At 68.0% G+C, this 16,239-nt stretch carries 20 protein-coding genes; 2 read left to right on the top strand and 18 right to left on the bottom strand.

Going from position 1 to position 16,239, the window contains the following annotated elements; all coding sequences use genetic code 11:
• The first annotated feature begins 164 nt into the window (after nt 1–164).
• Both RZE77_RS10365 and RZE77_RS10360 read left to right on the top strand, forming a co-directional pair.
• Nucleotides 165–752, top strand: a complete 588-nt coding sequence (locus tag RZE77_RS10365) for a tetratricopeptide repeat protein (RefSeq protein WP_319441750.1) — start codon at nt 165–167, stop codon at nt 750–752.
• Between the two features lie 31 nt (nt 753–783).
• Nucleotides 784–1,233: a hypothetical protein gene (locus tag RZE77_RS10360; protein WP_125964944.1), complete on the top strand. Its 450-nt coding sequence runs from the start codon at nt 784–786 to the stop codon at nt 1,231–1,233.
• A 48-nt stretch (nt 1,234–1,281) separates the two neighbouring features.
• Here RZE77_RS10360 and RZE77_RS10355 read toward each other — a convergent pair whose 3' ends face one another.
• Genes RZE77_RS10355 through RZE77_RS10270 form a run of 18 tightly spaced genes read right to left on the bottom strand, consistent with a single transcriptional unit; the run spans nt 1,282 to nt 16,236 of the window.
• A complete protein-coding gene (locus RZE77_RS10355) occupies nt 1,282–2,532 on the bottom strand; it encodes a tetratricopeptide repeat protein (RefSeq protein ID WP_319441749.1) in 1,251 nt (416 codons plus the stop codon).
• Nucleotides 2,533–2,572: 40 nt separating this feature from the next.
• Complete coding sequence (locus tag RZE77_RS10350) at nt 2,573–3,463, bottom strand: sigma-70 family RNA polymerase sigma factor (protein WP_319441748.1); 891 nt, start codon at nt 3,461–3,463, stop codon at nt 2,573–2,575.
• Nucleotides 3,464–3,496: 33 nt separating this feature from the next.
• Nucleotides 3,497–4,477, bottom strand: a complete 981-nt coding sequence (gene fliP / locus RZE77_RS10345) for a flagellar type III secretion system pore protein FliP (protein ID WP_319441747.1) — start codon at nt 4,475–4,477, stop codon at nt 3,497–3,499.
• Nucleotides 4,474–5,019 carry a flagellar biosynthetic protein FliO gene (locus tag RZE77_RS10340; protein WP_319441746.1) on the bottom strand — a complete coding sequence of 182 codons (546 nt, stop codon included), beginning with the start codon at nt 5,017–5,019 and terminating at the stop codon, nt 4,474–4,476. The genes fliP and RZE77_RS10340 overlap by 4 nt, the downstream gene beginning before the upstream one ends.
• Nucleotides 5,020–5,022: 3 nt before the next feature.
• Nucleotides 5,023–5,478 carry a FliM/FliN family flagellar motor switch protein gene (locus RZE77_RS10335; protein WP_319441745.1) on the bottom strand — a complete coding sequence of 152 codons (456 nt, stop codon included), beginning with the start codon at nt 5,476–5,478 and terminating at the stop codon, nt 5,023–5,025.
• A complete protein-coding gene (locus tag RZE77_RS10330) occupies nt 5,475–6,443 on the bottom strand; it encodes a FliM/FliN family flagellar motor C-terminal domain-containing protein (protein ID WP_319441744.1) in 969 nt (322 codons plus the stop codon). Before RZE77_RS10330 ends, RZE77_RS10335 begins: the two co-directional genes overlap by 4 nt.
• Nucleotides 6,440–7,627, bottom strand: coding sequence for a flagellar hook protein FlgE (locus RZE77_RS10325; protein ID WP_319441743.1), 1,188 nt, complete (start codon nt 7,625–7,627; stop codon nt 6,440–6,442). The genes RZE77_RS10330 and RZE77_RS10325 overlap by 4 nt, the downstream gene beginning before the upstream one ends.
• 32 nt (nt 7,628–7,659) lie before the next feature.
• On the bottom strand, nt 7,660–8,061 hold the full coding sequence (locus RZE77_RS10320) for a flagellar hook assembly protein FlgD (protein WP_125964951.1): 402 nt from the start codon (nt 8,059–8,061) through the stop codon (nt 7,660–7,662).
• Nucleotides 8,061–8,900: a hypothetical protein gene (locus RZE77_RS10315; RefSeq protein ID WP_319441742.1), complete on the bottom strand. Its 840-nt coding sequence runs from the start codon at nt 8,898–8,900 to the stop codon at nt 8,061–8,063. Before RZE77_RS10315 ends, RZE77_RS10320 begins: the two co-directional genes overlap by 1 nt.
• Nucleotides 8,897–9,409 (bottom strand): hypothetical protein, encoded by a 513-nt coding sequence (locus RZE77_RS10310; RefSeq protein ID WP_319441741.1) that lies wholly within the window; start codon nt 9,407–9,409, stop codon nt 8,897–8,899. The genes RZE77_RS10315 and RZE77_RS10310 overlap by 4 nt, the downstream gene beginning before the upstream one ends.
• Nucleotides 9,406–10,788 carry a FliI/YscN family ATPase gene (locus RZE77_RS10305; protein WP_319441740.1) on the bottom strand — a complete coding sequence of 461 codons (1,383 nt, stop codon included), beginning with the start codon at nt 10,786–10,788 and terminating at the stop codon, nt 9,406–9,408. Before RZE77_RS10305 ends, RZE77_RS10310 begins: the two co-directional genes overlap by 4 nt.
• A gap of 1 nt (nt 10,789) precedes the next feature.
• The gene (locus RZE77_RS10300) at nt 10,790–11,692 is read right to left on the bottom strand and encodes a FliH/SctL family protein (protein ID WP_319441739.1); all 903 of its coding nucleotides are present in this window, start codon (nt 11,690–11,692) and stop codon (nt 10,790–10,792) included.
• Nucleotides 11,689–12,324 carry a hypothetical protein gene (locus RZE77_RS10295; protein ID WP_319441738.1) on the bottom strand — a complete coding sequence of 212 codons (636 nt, stop codon included), beginning with the start codon at nt 12,322–12,324 and terminating at the stop codon, nt 11,689–11,691. The genes RZE77_RS10300 and RZE77_RS10295 overlap by 4 nt, the downstream gene beginning before the upstream one ends.
• On the bottom strand, nt 12,324–13,832 hold the full coding sequence (gene fliF, locus RZE77_RS10290; RefSeq protein WP_319441737.1) for a flagellar basal-body MS-ring/collar protein FliF: 1,509 nt from the start codon (nt 13,830–13,832) through the stop codon (nt 12,324–12,326). Before fliF ends, RZE77_RS10295 begins: the two co-directional genes overlap by 1 nt.
• Complete coding sequence (fliE, locus tag RZE77_RS10285) at nt 13,829–14,194, bottom strand: flagellar hook-basal body complex protein FliE (RefSeq protein ID WP_319441736.1); 366 nt, start codon at nt 14,192–14,194, stop codon at nt 13,829–13,831. The genes fliF and fliE overlap by 4 nt, the downstream gene beginning before the upstream one ends.
• Nucleotides 14,191–14,652 (bottom strand): flagellar basal body rod protein FlgC, encoded by a 462-nt coding sequence (gene flgC, locus RZE77_RS10280; protein WP_319441735.1) that lies wholly within the window; start codon nt 14,650–14,652, stop codon nt 14,191–14,193. The genes fliE and flgC overlap by 4 nt, the downstream gene beginning before the upstream one ends.
• Before the next feature lie 2 nt (nt 14,653–14,654).
• Nucleotides 14,655–15,038, bottom strand: a complete 384-nt coding sequence (locus RZE77_RS10275; RefSeq protein ID WP_319441734.1) for a flagellar basal body rod protein FlgB — start codon at nt 15,036–15,038, stop codon at nt 14,655–14,657.
• Between the two features lie 55 nt (nt 15,039–15,093).
• The gene (locus tag RZE77_RS10270; RefSeq protein ID WP_319441733.1) at nt 15,094–16,236 is read right to left on the bottom strand and encodes a flagellar basal body P-ring protein FlgI; all 1,143 of its coding nucleotides are present in this window, start codon (nt 16,234–16,236) and stop codon (nt 15,094–15,096) included.
• Between the last annotated feature and the right edge of the window lie 3 nt (nt 16,237–16,239).

Here is a 16,239-nt window from a genome sequence, read left to right as displayed (position 1 = left end):
CAGCCCCTCACCCGCATCGCCCTCCATCAGCCGAAGGCTTTGCCCACACCCAACTCCGCGCGACAATCCAACCTACGGCGGCCGCACCGCTTGCGAATTTTTTTGCCTCGACACCTCGCCAACCGTGAATGCTCGATGCACAACAACCAACCGAAGACCGATCGATGCAAAGCTCAGAACTGAATTCGTTCGATGCCCTGATGTCCAGCGCCATGGCAGCAAGCCAGGCCAACGACGGCCCGCAAGCCATCGATTTGTTCCAGCAGGCAAGCGCTGCCGACCCGGGCGCCGCCCTGCCCCAATTCCTGCTGGGCGCGGAGCTCGCGGCGCTGGGCGATATGACGCAGGCCGAGGCCGCCTTTGCCAATGCAACGCGGCTGGCTCCTGGCTTCCCGATGGCTCGCTACCAGCTCGGCCTTCTGCAGTTCAGCTCCGGCCGCGCAGCCATCGCGCTGCTCACCTGGCAGCCGCTGCTCGATCTGCCGGCCGCCGATCCCCTGCCGCATTTCGTCAATGGCTTTGCGGCCCTTGCGCAAGACCGTTTCGACGAAGCCCTGCGGCACTACGAACAGGGGCTGGCGCTCAACACCACGAACGAAGCACTGTCGGGCGATATCGAAAAAGTCGTGGCTGGCATCAAGGCCCTGGTCGAGAGTTCCGCCGCCGTGGCGCCCGATGCCGGCACGGCCGACGACGAAGCCTCGAACCACGTGCTGCTGGCCAACTACCATCAGCAGGGCCGCGCGCATTGACTGATCCGCACCGCATCTGCAGGACTTGGCCATGATCGATCCAACGACGCAACTCGCTGCGATGATTCGTGCGCAGTTCGGCGCGCAGTTTCGGGCGCAGGCGCAGGCCAGGGAGCGCGGCGTGGCCGGGCGCGAAGCGCCCCACGATGCGCGGACAACGGCCGGCGGCAAGCTGCAGCCGCAGTCGCCCTCCCCCGCATCGAACAGCAGCGACGCAGAGATCCAGCAGATGGTGGCCCTGCGCGTGCGTGCGCTGTCGCCAGATGATCCGCAGCGGCAGCGCAAGGCCTTCCGGCTGTTCCTCGAATCGGTGCTGATGCAGGCGTTCGGCCGCGAGCGGCTCGACGACAGGGGATTCGACCAGATGGTCGACGCGGTTCTGGAGCGGATGGAAGGCGATGCCGAGCTGCACGCCGCCTTGCGCGAAGCGGGCGATCTTCTGCTGGCGGATGCGCAGCCTGGGCCAGGCCCCTCGCGCTAGCGTTCCGGCCGGCGCGGTCGCGATCGCGACCGCGCGCGAATCAATCAATCAGTCATTCGCTTCCGGTGGCGCATCGGGCGATGCGAACAGGTCGCCCATGTCCCCGCCAAGCGGGCCGGGCCTTCCCCCCATCAAGCGCCGCGCAAAGCGCTGCACGTCCTTCGCATCCTTGACCTCGCCGCTCAGCAGCGCCTGGGCGTAGCGTCCCGACAGGTTGGCCTTGTCGAGCCGCAATGCGAACTCGGCGTGCTCTTGCGCTTCCGTGCGGAGCGACTGCATGGCCAGCACGACCGCGAGGCCGCCGTGGCTTTCCGCAAAGTTGCGGTCGAGCGCCAGCGCGGTTTCGAAGCTCTCGCGCGCACCCGCCAGGTCGCCCTGCAGGATCTGCGTCCACCCCAGGCCATGCCAGGTGCCGATGTGCTGGGCCATGACGGCCAGCGCCTGCCGGAACGCGCTGTGGGCGCCATTCAGGTCGCCCGCCAGCAAGGCGGCAAACCCGCGCGTCGACCAGGCACGGCCGTCGCCCGGATGGCGCTGCAGGGCGGCATCGGCAAACTGGCTGGCGCCAGCGGCATCGCGTGCGGCCAGCGCCAGCGAGGCCTTGGTGACAAAGGCCTCCACCGGCTGCTCGGCGGGCGTTCCCGCGGCAAGGCTGGCGTTCGACCAGCGCTCGGCGGCGGCAAAGTCCGAGGCGTCGATGGCGATCAGGCTTGCAATGCCTGCCGCCTGCGGGTCGAGCCGCCCCTGTTGCTCGGCGCCAGCGGTCCAGGCCATTGCGCGTCCGAGCTGGCCGTCGTGATGCAGCGAACGCAGCCAGAGCTGCTGCAGGGCGCGTGCCGCAACGGGGGCATCGCTCGTTGCCGGCGCAGCCTGCGCCTCGAGCACCGGCGCAAGGCGAGTGACGCATTCCGCATGGCGGCCGCGCCTCAGTTCGATGAAGGCCAGGTTGTGCAGCAGCACGTCTGCAAAACCTGGCGGCGGCTGGGGCGTGCCGGCCAAGGCTTCGAGCACGGCCAGCGCCTCGTCGTAGCGTTGCTGGGCGAGCCAGAAATCGCCTTCGCGCAGGCGCCACGCCAGCGGGTCGGCCTGCAGCGATTGGGCGTGCCGCAGATGAAATTCCGCGCGCTCCCATTCCCCGCAGGACAGCGCAGTTTCGAAGGCATCGATGAGCAGCGCATTGTTCGACGGGTCTTCGCGCAGAAAGCCGTCGAGCCGGTCGAGGCGCCGGAGCGCGGCCACGACGCGTGGATCGTCCCGCAGCGAGGGGGAGGCAGCAGTGGTTGCGGTGGTGTCTGTCATGGGAAGGAATGAATGGGGTTGTCCGGGCCAGGCGCTCGTGTCACCACGAGACGTCCAGGCGTCCATCTTTGCTCAGCAACTCGCGCAGGCGCAGCAGCCCCTGGCGGTGCAGCTGCGAAACGCGGCCGCGCGTGACTTTCATGAGCGTTGCGATTTCGTCGAACGGAACATCTTTCAGGTAGTGCTGGTCGATGACCGTCTTCTGCTGTTCGCTGAGCTGGTCCAACAGGCCGCGCAGCACGGTGCCCAACTGAAGGATCTCGGTCTTGCGGAAGTAGCTCACTTCGGGCGAAGGAGCGCGGGCGTGGTCGTGGTCGTCGAACGCCTCGGCGTCGACCATGCCGGTGCCTTCGAGCAGCACGCCCAGCGCAATGCCAATGCCGACTTCGGCCAGGTACTTGAAGAGCTTGTCGGGGCTGCGCGGCGGCGTGGCCGCGCCTGCCTCTGACTTCTCGCCCGTTCCTTGCGCCTCGTCCGCGGCGGCTTCCTTGATGGCGTCCATCCGCTCCTGGCGCAGGCGCATCCTGACGTTGATCTGCTGGTTCTTCTCGGTGAGGCGGATCAGCCCGTTGAGCATCGAGCCTTGCAGGCGCTTGTTGGCGAAGGTCTTGAACTGCGCACCCTGGGCCGGGTCGAAGCGGTCGATCGCCTCGATGAGGCCGATGCGCGCAAGCTGCAGGTAGTCGTCAAACTCGACGTCGTCGTGGGTGCGCCGCCCGTAGAGGGTGGCGGCCATCATTCGCGCATAGGGCAGATAGTGCCTGACGAGTTCGTCGCGCACAGCGTCGTCGCGGTCCTTGCGCCAGCGCTCCCAGAGTGCGCCCGCGAGGTCGGGCGACGCGGGCACGGCCTCGGCAGGCGCAGCCGCGTCTGCGGCCCGGCCGAAGAACGGCTGGGCAGCGGGCGGCGGTGCGGAACTCAGGCGTGGCATGGCGCGATTCGGTGCGGCTCGGTACGGTGTGCGTCAGTGAAAGCTGCCCACCAGGGCCTTGAGCACGAGGCTCCAGCCATCGACCAGGATGAACATCAGTATCTTGAGCGGCAGCGCAATGGTGGTCGGCGGCATCATCATCATGCCGAGCGCCATGAGAATGCTCGATACGATCAGATCGATCAAGAGGAACGGCAGAAAGATCACGAAACCGATCTGGAACGCCGCACGCAGTTCCGACAGCATGAACGACGGAATGAGCTGGACGTTGCTGATGTCCTCCATCGACTTGGGCGTAGGCGCCTTCGACAGCTCGACCATCAGCGCCAGGTCGGCCTCGCGCGTCTGGCGGACCATGAACTCGCGCAGCGGCGCAATGCCCTTGCCATAGCCGTCCTGCATCGAGAGCTTGCCAGCCATGAAAGGCTCGAACGCATCCTGGTTGACCTTCTGCAGCACCGGGGACATGGTGAACAGCGTCAGAAAAAGCGCGAGGCCGATGAGCACGGTGTTGGGCGGCGTCTCGTTCATGCCGATGGCGTGGCGGAGCATCGACAGCACGACGATGATGCGCAGAAAGCTGGTAAGGCAGACCAGCAGCGCCGGCAGGATCGCCAGCACGGTGAGCCCGAGCACCACGCGCAGGGCCTGGGCGGTTTCGGTGGCTGGCGTTGCGGCGGCCACGACCGGCGGCGCAACCGGTGCCGCGGACCGGGGCCGCGCTGGCGTGGCGGCGGGCGGTGCAGGCCTTGGCGCGGAAGGCGGCGAGGCCGAGGTGGGCGGCGCGGTTGTCGAGGGCACCGTTGCCGCAGGCGCGGTCTCCGGCGCGGCTTCGGGCGCCGTTCCGGGCGCAGGCGGGTTCGCAGGCTCCGAGGAACTCGTCTCTTCGGGCGTCTGCGCCATGGCGTTGCCGGCAGGCCAGCCGATCAGGCCGGACACCAGCAGGGCCATGGCAAGAATCAAGCCCCACAGCCGCGGCATGCGAAGACCGAACGGGGGTGCCGCGCGCATCATCGAATGTCCCCAGGCACCAATGGCGCGGCCTCATCGCCGGCCACGGACGATGGAGACTCCGCAAGCACCTGGATGGATTGATCGGTGCACCCCAGCAGCAGGCGCTTGCCGTTCCACACCACCACATGAAGGCTGTGGCGCGGCGACAGGTGCGTGCTCGACACGCGTTGAATCTCGGCGGACGATCCCGTATCGAGCAGGCCGCCGAGCCGGGGCCACCAGGTGCCGGTTTGCTTTCCCGTCGACCTGGCCTTTCGGCGCACCGCGACCACGCCGTACGCCAGCATTGCGCCCACCACAAGAATGGCGACCCACCAACGCTCGCCCGCATCCGAGTCCAGCGCGCCCGGCGGATCCCGCTTGACCGGAATACTGGACGGCAAGCTGGTGCTGCCGCTCGATGCAGCTGCACCGCCCTGGCCTTGCTGCGCACTGGCCGGCACGCCGCACAGCAGCCCCGCCAGGATGGCCAGGCACGCCAGGGCCCACCGGCACGCGGCGGCTCGATGGGCCGCGGAAAACCGCGGCTGCGCTCGATTCATCCCTCAGCTTCCCGAAGTCAGGCCCAGCGCCACCGGCAGTTCGGTGATGCGAACCGCAAAGTGCCCGTCGACCGCCACCAGCTGGCCGCGCGCAACCACCTTGCCCTCGATGGTCAGGTCCACCGGATGATCGATCTCCCGGTCGAGCCGCAGCACCTGGTGCTCCTTGGCACCGAGCAGTTCGCCGACGGAAAGGCTGACCTCGCCCACGCAGACCTGCAGCCGGGCCTTGATCTGGTGAAGCGGATTCCAGTCCTTGAGGATCGACGCATCGCCGCCCTGGTTGGCGGCATCGCCCTCGGCGCCGGCATGCAGATCCGGCAGCGCGATGATCTGCGCGGTGGGCAGGCTGCCCGGGCCTTGCGCAACGCGCGCCCTGCTCTCGCCGCGCGTTTCGACTGCGCCGGTGGATGCGCCGACACGGTTGTCGGTGGCGATTCCTTCCAAGGCTTTGGTCATTGTTTTGTTTCCTTCGATTGTTGAGTGTTCATGCGCAGGCCCGAGCCTGCTGCGGAAGGGGCGGACACGGCCAGTTCGATGGCAATTCGCCCGTCGCTTTGCCCAAGCCAGCCGTCGCATACCCGCCCACCATCTGCGCCGACCACCTGTGCCGGGGCATCGAGCAGGTGCTCGAGCGGAACCACGTCGTCGACCCGCAGCTCCTGAAGCTGCCCCAGGTTGAGCTCGGCCCCTTTGAGCATGACGCGCAGCGCCACGCGCCGATCGGCCAGGGCCTGGTCCAGGGGCTCTTTCGGCAACAGGTGTTCGCCGGAGCGCAGGGTCGGCCTGGCTGCCGCCGACTCGCTTGCGAGCAGGGCTGCAACAGCACCATGCGGCAAGCCGAGCCGCCAGACACCGCCGCACCATGGCCAATGCACGCTGAGCGCGCCGGACCAGGGATTGGAGAGCGTGTTGCCTTCGCGCGAGCCTTCGGTCTGCTGAGGCTCGAGTCCGAATCCCGCCAGCAAGCCTTCGATGCGGCGCAACCAGTCGGCCCAGGCTGCCCGCGCGACAACGGTGGCGATCCTGGCAGTGCCTTGTGCCGATCCAGCGGCTGCGCCCGCGTCGGACGCGAACATGCGGCCGGCAATGGCGCGCAGCGCCGCGGCTGATGCATCGGGCGCGGCAACTGCCGCAGCCTCGAAGCTCGGCAAGCTCGCAGGCACGCGGCGTTCCGCTGCGGCAAACGCCCAGCAGGCCATGTCTTCCGACGCCGCCAGGCCGGTCGTGCGGCCGGGCTCCTCCACGTGGATTTCCGGTTCCGCCGGCAAATCCTGGCGCGCGGGAAGCCACTCGTCGCTCCACGCCCGATGAAGCGCGGCAAGCCGCAGCCGCAGCGCCTCCTTTTGGCTGCCTTGCCAGCTTCGCAGGGGCCGCGCCCTGCGCGCCGACTCGGCAAGATCGAGAAGTGCGGAGTCGTTCATTTGCTCTTCATCGAGAACAGTTCCTGCAGCATGTCGTTGGCCGTCGAGATGATTTGCGAACTGGCCTGGTAGCCGCGCTGCATGATCACCAGATCGCTGAATTCCTGCGACAGGTCGACGTTCGAGATCTCGACCCGCCCGGCGCTGACATTGCCAAAAGCGCCTTCGCCCGCCACGCCCAGGTGCCACGCGTTCTCGTCCAGCTGTTCGAACTGGTTGTCGCCCAGCGATCCCACGGCGTCAGGCGAATCGAAGCGCGCAAGGGCCAGGCGCGCCCCCTTGACGGTCGAGCCATTCGAATAGCTCAGCCTGAGGTTTCCATTGGCATCGAACGTGGTGCCGCTCAGCGCGCCCGGGCCGATGCCGTCCTGCGAATCGACCTTGAGAGAGGTCTGCCCCGCAAAAAGAACGACGTCGGAACTGAAATCCAGCGTCAACGCCATCGGCGGCTGCCCCGCCGGGGCATATGCCGCTTGCATCTTCGCGGTCTCGGGCGTGGGCTTGCCGCCGACGAACACCATCTGCCCGGTACTCACGACCGTGGTGCCTTCCATGAGCTCGACCTTCATCGTGGTGCCGCTCTCTGCCGCACTGACGACCGAGAACTTCATGGTCAGCGTGTGGCTGGCGCCGCTGGCATCCACGACGGCGATGCCGCCGATGGTCTGCTCGGTGACCGTGTTCGACAAGTTGCCCGAGAACTCCACGCGGGACGTGGGACGGCCCAGGCTCATCATCTGGCCCGCCAGGGTGATGGCCACCAGGCCGCCGCGATCGTCCAGACCCATGACCTTCTCGCCGTTGACCCGGCTCACCAGCGTGCCGTCGGCATCGAACTTGAACTGGCCGGCCCGCGTGTAGGTGGTCTTCCCGTTTGCGTCCTGCAGCGCAAACAGGCCCTGGCCATCGACGGCCATGTCCAGGTCGTTGCCGGTCTGGCGCAACTCGCCCTGCTTGAACGACAGCGATGTTCCGGCCGTGCTGAGGCCAAAGCCGACCTGGTCCCGGTTCTGGCTGGTGCTGCCGCCGCCCAGATTGCCGCCGCTGTAGAACATGTCGGCGAACTGGAGGCTGGAGCTCTTGAAGCCCGGCGTGTTGATGTTGGCCGTGTTGTTGGCAATGACGCGCAGTCCGCGCGAATAGCCCAGCAGTCCGGTCATTCCGACATAGATGGATTCAAGCATGGGTCATCCTTCGAAGTGTGAGGCCGCTGTGCTCAGCGCACCGCCGCGAGCTGGCTCAGCGAGATGTTTTCCAGCATGGCGCCTGCGGCCGTGCGAACGGTCAGGAGAGGCGCATCGCCCGACAGCGAAAGCGCGCTCACCGTGCCGGTGACGGCGCCGGTCGGCGTGTTGACGTCGACCGTCTTGCCGATCAGCCCCACCGACTGCAGCGCGGCCTGGTTGGTGATCAGCGTTTCGATCTTGTTGTTGAGCTGCTGCGTCTGCTCCAGGCTCGTGAACTGCGCCATTTGCGCCATGAACTCCTGGTTGTCCATGGGCTTCAGGGGATCCTGGTAGGTGAGCTGCGTGAGCAGGATCTTGAGGAAATCCTCCATGCCCAGGCTGCTGGCCTGGAGGTTGGTTGCAGCGGAACCGCTAATTGCATCGATGGCCATCACGCCTCCTTGGGGTCAATTGAATCGAACGTACTTGAGTGGCTGTTACCCGGCATTGCGACGCCGTCGCGCCAGACCAGGCGGCCGTTGCACACCACCTGGTGCAGGCGCTGGCCGCGCTCGCGCATGCCGCGCTCGAGGTCGGACACCAGCCGCGGCAGCATCGAAACCAGCGTCTGGTCGTCCGCCCGCATGGCGATCCAGACGGCCTGCCCGCGCAGCCTCGTTTCTTCATGCAGCCGAAGCGGCGCAAGCAAGGTTTCGGCTGCCGCCTGAGGCGCTGCTGCGGCATCCGCCGCCTCGTCGTGGGAAGCGGCGGCCTCCGGCGCAGAAGCCGCAGCGGCACGCGGCGCCAGGCGTTCAAAGGTTCGAACGTCGAGGCGCAATCTGCTTTCCGCGGCCGAATCGAACTCGGGCACGGGTTGCCGTTCCGCGAGCGCCCTTGCCGCCGTGCCCTGCGCCGGAAGGCCCGCAACCGTTTCGCCGTTGAGGGATATCCACGCGCTGCCCTGCAACGCCGGTCGCAAGGCGGCCACCGATACGCCAAGGGCTGGCGGCAGCGTTTTTTCCTGTGCGGGACCATGGCTTTTTTCGCGGTGCTGTTCGCGGCTCTTGTCCTGGGCGCTTTGCTGCGGCCTCTTGCTGGCAGGCGCCGAAGCCTCCTGCGTGTCCACCGCGCCCGGCTTGAACCAGCCTGCCAGTTGCGCCCGTTCCATCTCGCGCTGCCAGGCGAGCTGCCGCTGCGCCGCCTCGTCGCCCGTTGCGGCTGCCTGCGGCATGTTGCGCCGCGCCGGCAAAGCCGTGCCGGATGGCGCTGCGATGTTGTCGGCGGGCGTCATTCGCCTGCTCCGGTTGCAGCTCGTGCGAAAGCCGACCGTGCGAGCCAGTCGCGGTCCTGCTCGTTGCCGGCGCGCTGGCGCACTTCGTCCGCGTATTCGGTCAATGCATTCTCCTTGTGCCGGGTCAGCCCCTCGAGGCGCATCTGCTGCTCCAGGCACTCCCGGCGCAAGCGGTCGCGGGCCAGGCGCTGTTCCTCGCGCTGTGCATCGAGTTGCGCCCATTGGCCGCGCAGTTGCGCCAGATACGCCAGGGTCCGCCTGTGGGCCGCGGGGTCGAGGCGCTCGAGCAGCGCCTGGCCGACCGTTCGGGCCTGCTCGTCATGCGTCTTGAGTATCTGTGCCATCCGCGCCTCGGTGCCGGCCAGCACCTGCTGGGCCTGCGCGAGTTCCGCCATCGACTTGTCGAGCCGCCACTGCTGCCGCTGGCGAACCGGCTCGAGCGAATAGACAAAGCCGCGCACGTCGACGTCGCGTACCGCCGCGGAGGGAGCCGTGGTGCCGGCACTCATGGTTTTCTGCCTTCGGCAGCCGGAGCCAGGATGGCGCGCAGGTCGTGGATCGATTCCATGCGGCCCACGCCACCCACGCTTTGCCGCAGCCATGCCTGGAGCCCGGGCTCGGTGTCGATGGCGCGGTCGAGTTCGGCATTGGCGCCCTTCTCGTAGGCACCGATGTCGATCATCTGGCGGTTGCGCTCCAGCACGGCCAGGTGCTGCATTGCCGCCACTGCCAGCGAGCGCTGGGCCTCGTCCGCCAGTTCGGGCATGAGGCGGCTTACGCTCTTGAGCACGTCGATGGCCGGGTAGTGCCCGCGGTGCGCCAGTTGCCGCGACAGCACGATGTGTCCGTCGAGAATGGCGCGCAGTGCGTCCGATACCGGCTCGTTGAGGTCGTCGCCCTCGACCAGCACGGTGAGCAGCGCGGTGATCGAACCGCCGCCTGGCGCCATGCCGCAACGCTCGCAAAGCTCCGGCAGTTCGGCGAACACCGAGGGCGTATAGCCGCGTGCGGTCGGCGGCTCGCCGGCCGAGAGCCCCACTTCGCGCCGTGCCATGGCAAAGCGGGTGATCGAATCCATGGTGAGCAGCACGTTTCGGCCCTCGTCGCGAAAATACTCCGCGATGGAGAGCGCCGCATAGGCCGCGCGCAGCCGGGCCAGCGCGGGCTGGTCGGAGGTTGCCACCACGACCACCGAACGCGCGAGGCCTTCCGGTCCGAGCTGCTTCTCGATGAACTCGCGCACCTCGCGGCCGCGCTCGCCGATGAGCGCGATCACGTTGATGCCGCCGCTTCCATCGGCGCCGCCCTGCGCCTTGACATGACGCGCCAGCAGGCCCAGCAGCGTGCTCTTGCCGACGCCGCTTCCCGCAAAGATGCCGATGCGCTGGCCCTGCCCCAACGTCAAGAGTCCGTCGATGGCACGAACCCCTGTTTCCAGGATGCGCCGGATCGGCGGGCGCTGCATCGGGTTGATCGGCGCCGCCTTGAGCGGCCGGCGCTGGGTTGCAACGGGCTTGGGCAAGCCGTCGAGCGGTTCGCCAAAACCGTCGATCACGCGGCCGAGCATGGCGGGACCCACGCCTATTTGCGAATCGGCACCGAGCGCATGCACTTCGCACCCTGCCGCAATGCCTTCCACCGGCCCGTAGGGCATCAGCGTGACCCGGCCGGGCTTCAGGCCCACCACCTCGGCCAGCACACTGGCCGGCGCTGCGCCGCCTTCTGCCGGCCCGCCATGCGAGCGCACCATGATCCGGCACAGCTCGCCCACGGCGGCATCGGGCCCGAGCGCATCGATGGCCAGGCCCTGCATCTCGCGCACCCAGCCGATGCGGCGACGCAGATCGGTCTTCTGGAGTGCCTTGCGGCTCGCGGCGAGCACGTTCATCTCAGGCGCCCTGCGAGCGCAGCGACGCGCGGGATTGAAGCAGCAGGTCCCGCAGCGCATGCAGCTGGGTTTCGAACCTGGCATCGAGCCCGCCTTCGGGCGACTGCAGCACGCATCCGCCCAGCGCGATGTCCGGGCTGGCGATCCATTGCACGTCCTCGCTGCCCCAACGGGCGGACGGCGCATCGCCCTGCGCCTTCTGGAGCGCCGCGAGATCATCAGGGTGCAGATGCACCGCCACCAACCGCCGGCTGCGCAGCCCGCCGACGGCATGCTCCAGGTGCGCCTGCACCGCCTCGGGCATTGCGGCGCGCTCGCCCAGCATCCGGCAGACGGCCTCGAAGCAGAGCGCCAGCATGTCTTCCTGCGCAGCCGCCAGGCGCGCTTCGATCTGCGGCGGCAGCGCGGCGATCAGCTTGTCCAGCGTCTGAACACGCGCCTGGTAGGCCGACTGGGCTTGCTGCTTCAGGTCCTGCGTCAGCCGATCGGCATGCTCGCGCAGTTCCCGCTCTGCCTTCTCGGCCGTCTGCGTAGCCAGTTGCCGAGCCTCTTCTGCGCTGCGTGCGCGTCCCTCCGCGATGCCCTTGGCAAGCCCTTCTTCGTAGCCGCGCCGGGCTTCATCGCCGGGTTGCACTGCCATCGTGGCGGCATTGGCCTGGGCGAGCCCGTGCCCTGCGGCGGCTGCGTCCCCCTCTTCCGAATTGCGCGCAGGTTGAACCGACGCCAGGTTCGGCGCCGGAGCCCGTACCTGCAACGGCTGCACGTTCGGTCCCCGGCTGCGCGGCCGCGCCAGCGCAACCTGCCCCTGCATGACGACGTCGCGCAACACCACGCTCGGCCGCGCGGGCGCGCCGGCGACGGGCTCGGTCACCGAAGCCGGTTGCGGCGGCATCTTGTCGGTCACGTGCCGGCTCTCCAATGCGCCGCCCCGCGGCCGCGGAACAGCCGGTCGAACGAATGCTTCAGCTTTCGCCACGGCCTTCCCGCAGGCCCGCGAGCGGCGGCAGGCCCGCGCACCTGCGTTGCGACCGCTTCGATCAAGGCAGCGCGCATGGCTGGCGGCGTCGAGTCTTCGGCACTCATGGCCGACAGGGCGGCATCGACGCGACGCCGCTGCGCCGGCTCCAGCGCGGCCAGCAACTCTTCCCGCCACGGCCAATCGGCCAGATGCAGCCAGCGCGCGATCAAGCCGGGTGGCTCGGCGCGCAAACACTCGACCAGCCCATGCACCTGCGATCCCTCGAGTGCCAGCAGCATTGCCTCGTCCGACAACGGCAGCGACAGCGGCTGCGGCTGCGGTGCACCTGCCGTGGCTTCCGCGATGAGCGAGGCGTCCCGCTCCATGCCCAGGGCCTCCAGTTCCGCCAGCAGCCCGAGCAGGCCTTCCCGCTCCGACGGCGCCAAGGCGTCGAGCATCCACGCCCGATCGGCGGGCGCCATGGCGTGCAGCAGCAGCGCCGCATGGCGCGCGCCGCCGGTTTCGGGCAAGCCCATGCCCTCTTCCCCGTTCAACAGCGGACCGTGCCGGAGAATCATCAACTGGGCCTCCTCGCTCCGGCTTGGCCGGGTGCCGCGGGGTTTCTGGCAGGTGCGGAGGACGCCGGCTCGCGCATCCAGTCGCGCACCCGGCGCAACGCCGCCGCGCGTTCGGCCTCCGAAAGCGGCGCTGCTCGTTGAGACGCTTCACGCACCGCCGCACCACGCCGCCCGGCGCGAAGCAGCCACACGGCCAGCATTGCAATCAAGGCGCCGCCCAGCAGCCACTGCACGGGTGTTGGACTGGCCTTGTCCAGCGAATTGGCTGAAACCGGCGCTTCGTCCGATTCCTCGGGCGCCAGCGCTGCGTGCGATCCGGCCGCTGCGCCCGCGGCGGCATCAGGCGCCAGCATGGCGCCGCCGGCCAGGGATTGCACGACGATCGTGTCTCCGCGCTCGATCGATGCACCGGCCGCGGCGGCAATCACCTTGCGCAGCTGGTCTTCCTGCGCGGCGTCCAGCGTCTTGCGCACGACGGCAACCACCTGGATGCGCCGGATCGACCCCGGCTGGCTGACCACCTGCTCCACGCGCCGGCCTACCGCGTATTCGACATCGCGCTGCGCACTGCCGCTGCGCGGTCCGCCAACGTCGCTGGCCCTGGCGTCGAGCGCAACGCCGGCGTCGCGCAGCGTTTCCCGCTCGCGCACCACGACCCCGGTCGACTGCAGGCCCGAGCGCGTGGCCGCAGGCAGCACGTCTTCCGTGGTCGTGCGGATCTGGTCCATGTTCAGCATCACGTCCACGCTGGCCAGCGCCTGCCCGGCGCCAAAGCTGCGATCGAGCACGGCCGCGACCTTGCGCGACAGGTAGGCCTCGGTGTCGCGCTTCAGATCGAGCCGCGCGGTGCTCGTTTCGAGTTCGCCGCTGCTGCCTTCCGCCCGGGTGAGCGCCACGCCGTGGCTGTCGACAATGGTCACGTCCTGCGTCGCCATGCCCGGCACCGCAGCCGCCACCAGGCGCTGGACACCGGTCACCTGCTCGGCGCGCAGCGTCTGCCCTTGGCGCAGGGTCAGCGTGATCGATGCCTTGGCCTTCGATGTCGCCTGCTTGAACAAGCCCTGCTCGGGCAAGGCCAGCAGCACGCGCACCTCGCGCACTTGCGACAGCGACTGGATCGTGCGGGTGAGTTCGCCCTGCAGCGCGCGCTGGTAGTTGATCTTCTGCGCGAACTCGGTCATGCCGAAATCGGTGTTGTTGAACAACTCGAGGCCGACCGTGCCCTGCAGCGGAAGCTCCTTGCCCATCAGCTTGATGCGGGTGGCGTGCACGGTGGCCTTGTCCACCAGGATGGACGTGCCGCTGTCGCCCAGGCGGTAGGGAATCTTGAGCCGGTCGAGCTCCGTGGTCATGGCCTGTGCATCCTGCGGCTTCAGGTCCGCGAACAGCACCTGGTATTCGGTGTGGAACACCCACCATGCCGCGGCCGACATGGCCAGCACAATGGCCAGCACGCCTCCGACCAGGCCAATGCGCGCGCGCTGCGTCAATCCTTGCCAGAAGTTCATATCGGCATCTTCATGATGTCTTGGTAGGCCTCGAGCAGGCGGCTGCGCACCTGCATCATCATCTGGAAGGACACGCGGCTTTCCTCGAGATTGATCATGAGCTGGTGCAGGTTCTGCGCATCGCCGAGCGCGAGCTTCTGCAGGTCGACCTGGTTCGAGATGAGCTTGCTATTCACCTGTGAGATGCCGTCGGACACCATCTGCCCGAAGGAACCGGCAGCAGATGCGCCCGTGGGGCTGGAGGCGCCTGCCGGCATGCCCGGCACGGCGCCCGCGACCGATTGCGATTGGGCCGCCGCCACCAGCGATTGCGCCTGCGCCGACAGTGAGGACAAGGCCTCGATGGGCAAGAAATCCGTCACGCGTTGCTCCCGATGTCCAGCGCCCTGAGCGCCAGCGTGCGCGCGGTGTTCATGGCCGAGACGTTTGCCTCGTAGGCACGCGTTGCGCTCATCATGCTGACCATTTCGGTGGCCGTATCGACCGCCGCGTATGCAACGTATCCGCTCTCGTTGGCCAGCGGATGCCCGGGTTCGTAGACGAGCCGCGGCGCCGCGTTCGTTGGCACGACGCGCACCAGCGGGCTGCCTTGCGCGGCATCCGCCGCATCCAGCCCCTGGCTGACGAGCGCGCCGAATGCGGCGGCGCCCTCGATGCCCGGTGACCGGGCTTCGGCAATCACGCGCAGCGGTTGATAGCTGCTGCCGCCGACACCCTGCACGGTGTTGGCATTGGCCAGGTTGAGCGCGGCGACATCGACGCGGGTGCGCTCGATGTTCATGCCGACAGCGCTGATGGCGAAGGATTGGCTGTAGTCCATGGCTATTTCCTGCCGTCGCCGGCGGCCATTGAAAGAATTGCGAAATGCCGCGACAGGCCCTTGACCAGCGCCTGGTAATGCACGGCGTTGCGCGCCATGTCCGCGGCTTCGGCGTCGAGCTGCACCTGCGCAGGAACGCCCAGGTCGTCCGCGGCCGGCTCGATGCGCGGGCGGACCTGGCTCAGCGCGAATGCGTCGAGCCGGCCCGATTGCGCCAGGCCGCTTCGTGCATCGGCAAGCTGGTCTTCGAAGCTCACGCGCTGCGGCACATAGCCAACGGCGTTTGCATTCGCGATATTGGTCGCGATCGCCTGCTGGCGCAGGCTTGCGGCGTCCAGCGCCATGGCCAGCGCCGATCGGGTCACGGCTTCGATTCCGTCTGTCATGCCTCGTCTCCGGATGCTTGGTGAAGGGGTGGTAAGAGTTACAGCGCCAGGACCATCACTGCACGACGAGCTCGCCGTGCAGGGCGCCCGCGGCCTTGACCGCACGCAGGATGGAAATGACGTCGCGTGTGCTGGTCTTCATGCGGGCCAGCGACTGCACGAGGTCCGACACGGTGTTGCTCCCGGCCACGAAGCCGGTCCCGTTGGATTCTTCGACATCGACGCGCGTATTGGTGACGATGGCCGTTCGGATGTCCGGCCCGCCGTTCAAGATGTTGAAAGGCTGCGAGGCCGTGTTCTGGGTCGATATCGCGATCTTGATGTCGCCGTGCGAGATGGCCACCTTCGATATCCGCACGTCGCCGCCGGAAACCACCGTGCCGGTGCGTTCGTTGATCACCACCTTGGCGCGCCGGTCGGGTTCGACTGTCACGTTCTCGATGCGCGTGAACAAGGTCACCAGTTCATCGCGCTGCGCCGGCGGCACTGCGATCTCGATGCCCGAGGCATCGCGAGCCTTTGCCATGCCGCTGCCCAGCTGGGTGTTGATGGCTGCGGCAACCCGGCTTGCCGTGGTGTAGTCGGGCTCGGACAGGACGAAGGTCACGCTCTGCCGTTCATCGAGCATCTCGGCATTCAGCCCAACCTCCACCGTGGCGCCGTTGGGAATGGAACCGGCAGTGGGATGGTTCTTCTGAACCACGTTGCCGTTGGCGTCGTAGCGGTAGCCCCCCACCGAAAGGCCGCCCTGGGCCAGCGCGTAGACGCGGCCGTTGGCGCCCTTCAGCGCCGTGATCAGCAGCGTGCCGCCCACCAGGCTGCGCGCGTCGCCGGCGGAACTCACGGTCACGTCGAGCGTGTCGCCCTCCCGGGCAAAGGTCGGCAATGCGGCGCTCACCATCACCACGGCAACGTTTCGGCTCTGCACGGCCTCCGGCGCGATTGTCAGATTGAACTGCGACAGCACGTTGGCCAGCGATTGGCGCGTGGTGCGGTTGGAGGGCGAGTCGCCTGTTCCGGCAAGGCCGGTCACGATGCCGGTGCCGAAAAGCGCGTTGTCGCGCCAGCCCTTGAGCTTGCCGAGGTCCTTCACGCGAACAGCGTCGGACGAGGCCGCATGCGCCCCCGGCCAGCCGATGCCCAGCAGAACAGCCACCAGCGCGCAGCAAAGCAGGCGGATCGGCGCCAAAGAAGTCATCGG

This window comes from Variovorax sp. SPNA7, assembly GCF_033807855.1.
Taxonomy (GTDB): Bacteria; Pseudomonadota; Gammaproteobacteria; order Burkholderiales; family Burkholderiaceae_C; genus Variovorax; species Variovorax beijingensis.
This window is presented reverse-complemented; position numbering and strand designations above follow the sequence as displayed.

Bases quoted from the DNA above. Each gene is read 5' to 3' on its own strand.
- RZE77_RS10365 (WP_319441750.1), top strand. From the start codon at position 165: ATGCAAAGCTCAGAACTGAATTCGTTCGATGCCCTGATGTCCAGCGCC.
- RZE77_RS10360 (WP_125964944.1), top strand. From the start codon at position 784: ATGATCGATCCAACGACGCAACTCGCTGCGATGATTCGTGCGCAGTTC.
- RZE77_RS10355 (WP_319441749.1), bottom strand. From the start codon at position 2,532: ATGACAGACACCACCGCAACCACTGCTGCCTCCCCCTCGCTGCGGGAC.
- RZE77_RS10350 (WP_319441748.1), bottom strand. From the start codon at position 3,463: ATGCCACGCCTGAGTTCCGCACCGCCGCCCGCTGCCCAGCCGTTCTTC.
- fliP (WP_319441747.1), bottom strand. From the start codon at position 4,477: ATGATGCGCGCGGCACCCCCGTTCGGTCTTCGCATGCCGCGGCTGTGG.
- RZE77_RS10340 (WP_319441746.1), bottom strand. From the start codon at position 5,019: ATGAATCGAGCGCAGCCGCGGTTTTCCGCGGCCCATCGAGCCGCCGCG.
- RZE77_RS10335 (WP_319441745.1), bottom strand. From the start codon at position 5,478: ATGACCAAAGCCTTGGAAGGAATCGCCACCGACAACCGTGTCGGCGCA.
- RZE77_RS10330 (WP_319441744.1), bottom strand. From the start codon at position 6,443: ATGAACGACTCCGCACTTCTCGATCTTGCCGAGTCGGCGCGCAGGGCG.
- RZE77_RS10325 (WP_319441743.1), bottom strand. From the start codon at position 7,627: ATGCTTGAATCCATCTATGTCGGAATGACCGGACTGCTGGGCTATTCG.
- RZE77_RS10320 (WP_125964951.1), bottom strand. From the start codon at position 8,061: ATGGCCATCGATGCAATTAGCGGTTCCGCTGCAACCAACCTCCAGGCC.
- RZE77_RS10315 (WP_319441742.1), bottom strand. From the start codon at position 8,900: ATGACGCCCGCCGACAACATCGCAGCGCCATCCGGCACGGCTTTGCCG.
- RZE77_RS10310 (WP_319441741.1), bottom strand. From the start codon at position 9,409: ATGAGTGCCGGCACCACGGCTCCCTCCGCGGCGGTACGCGACGTCGAC.
- RZE77_RS10305 (WP_319441740.1), bottom strand. From the start codon at position 10,788: ATGAACGTGCTCGCCGCGAGCCGCAAGGCACTCCAGAAGACCGATCTG.
- RZE77_RS10295 (WP_319441738.1), bottom strand. From the start codon at position 12,324: ATGATTCTCCGGCACGGTCCGCTGTTGAACGGGGAAGAGGGCATGGGC.
- fliF (WP_319441737.1), bottom strand. From the start codon at position 13,832: ATGAACTTCTGGCAAGGATTGACGCAGCGCGCGCGCATTGGCCTGGTC.
- flgC (WP_319441735.1), bottom strand. From the start codon at position 14,652: ATGGACTACAGCCAATCCTTCGCCATCAGCGCTGTCGGCATGAACATC.
- RZE77_RS10275 (WP_319441734.1), bottom strand. From the start codon at position 15,038: ATGACAGACGGAATCGAAGCCGTGACCCGATCGGCGCTGGCCATGGCG.
- RZE77_RS10270 (WP_319441733.1), bottom strand. From the start codon at position 16,236: ATGACTTCTTTGGCGCCGATCCGCCTGCTTTGCTGCGCGCTGGTGGCT.